This window comes from Mesorhizobium sp. M1E.F.Ca.ET.041.01.1.1 (genome assembly GCF_003997355.1).
GTDB lineage: Bacteria > Pseudomonadota > Alphaproteobacteria > Rhizobiales > Rhizobiaceae > Mesorhizobium.
This window is the reverse complement of the sequence record NZ_RZSL01000957.1, coordinates 1-1515: the sequence shown is the minus strand read 5'-3', so window position 1 is coordinate 1515 and position 1515 is coordinate 1. Positions and strand designations below refer to the sequence as shown.

1 protein-coding gene and 1 pseudogene are annotated in these 1515 nt (G+C 64.7%); one reads left to right on the top strand and one right to left on the bottom strand.

All coding sequences use genetic code 11. The features are described 5' to 3' along the window. Positions 1 to 920: PAS domain-containing protein (locus EOA38_RS36330; protein ID WP_127301482.1), on the bottom strand; the 920-nt coding region annotated here is incomplete at its 3' end. Between the two features lie 222 nt (positions 921 to 1142). Here EOA38_RS36330 and EOA38_RS36325 point away from each other — a divergent pair. Then, a pseudogene (locus EOA38_RS36325) lies at positions 1143 to 1515 on the top strand (flagellar biosynthetic protein FliO); the annotation flags it as partial.

Genomic DNA, 1515 nt, shown 5'->3' with positions numbered 1-1515 from the left:
AAGCGGACCGGCAGCGCCTGGCCGCTCATTGTCGTGAGATCGAGGTCGATGACGGCGTTGCGCGTGGTGCCGGGATCAGCCTTGACCGAGCGGACGAGCGCCATGCCGTCGCCGGCGACGATTTCCGGCAGCGTCACCGCGCCTGGAGTGAAGCTGGCAAGGTCGATGCCCAGCCATTCGGCGAGCGTCGCGTTGATGTAGGTGACGCGGCCCTCCTGGTCGGCGGAGAAGAAGCCGGCCGGCGCGTGGTCGAGGTGGTCTATCGCTTTTTGCAGGTCGAGGAAGAAACGCTCCTGCTCCGCCCGCTCCTGCGAGATGTCCGCGATCTGCCAGGCGAGCATCGGCAGCCGCTCGCCCGGCACGCTGAAAGCGCGGGCGCGGGCGCGGTACCAGCGCGCGCCAGGCTCGGCCCCGGGCTTGATCGACTGCGCCAGCCGGAATTCACCGTCGCCGGCCTGACCGTCGCGCAGTCCGGAGGCCAACCGATAGATGGTCATCGAGGCCTCGGGAACGTCGGAAAGCAGGCCCTCGACCGTCTTCAAATCAGTCGCCGATGCGGCGCCTGTCATGTCGGCATAGGCCCGGTTGGCATAGACGACCCGACCCTTGGTGTCGGTGACCAGCAGACCTTGAGACATTGAATCGACGAAGGCTTTCGACAGTTCGTCGCTGGTCGAGCGCGGCGCGATCTGCACAAAGCCGATCGCGGTGGCGAACAGAAAGCCGACGCCGATCATCGCGAGCACGCCCAGCATGCCGAGCAGGAACGGATCGCCCAGACGCTCGCGGAACAGTCCGAAGACAATTGCGGCGCCGGTCAGAACGACGATGAAGACGATGAGCCTGGTGACGGCGCCCGGACGCGTGTTCTGGTCGACGATCGGTACCGGATAGAAATCGCCGCGCGTTTCCTTGGCCATGTGCCCCCTGTTCGTGATTCCGGTGCCCGACACCCGCGAACGGGCCGGTTGAATCACATTCTCCTGTAGCGGAAAAGGCCTTGGCGGCAAATGTCAGATAAAAATGACGCCGGGCCAACCGATTCATGTTTCAAACTGTTCACGATGAGTGATGCGAACTTGCGGTCGCTAGTCCCAACGGTCTAGTGTCGCGTCACCTCAGGAAGGCGATTGGGTGCACCGATGCTGCAGTGGCTGGATAGCGTGGCGGGTCCGGGTTATGTCGCTGCAATCCTGTGGACGTTTGCAGCCCTTATCCTGCTGGTCGTCGTCCTTCTCGTCATCAAGGTCGTCCGCAACCTGACATTCGGCACTTTCGTTGCCGGCGGCAGGAACCGCAAGACGCGGCTCGCCGTCATGGACGCTACCGCCGTCGACAGCCATCGCAGGCTTGTTCTGGTGCGACGCGACGATATCGAGCACCTGATCCTGATCGGCGGTCCGACGGATGTCGTGGTCGAGCGCGACATAAGGCTGGCAGCGCCCCGCCGTCCGGCGCTGACTGGCGACAGCGGCCAGCAACAGGCTGCCGCCCCTCGCCCGCGCGCGCCTCAGC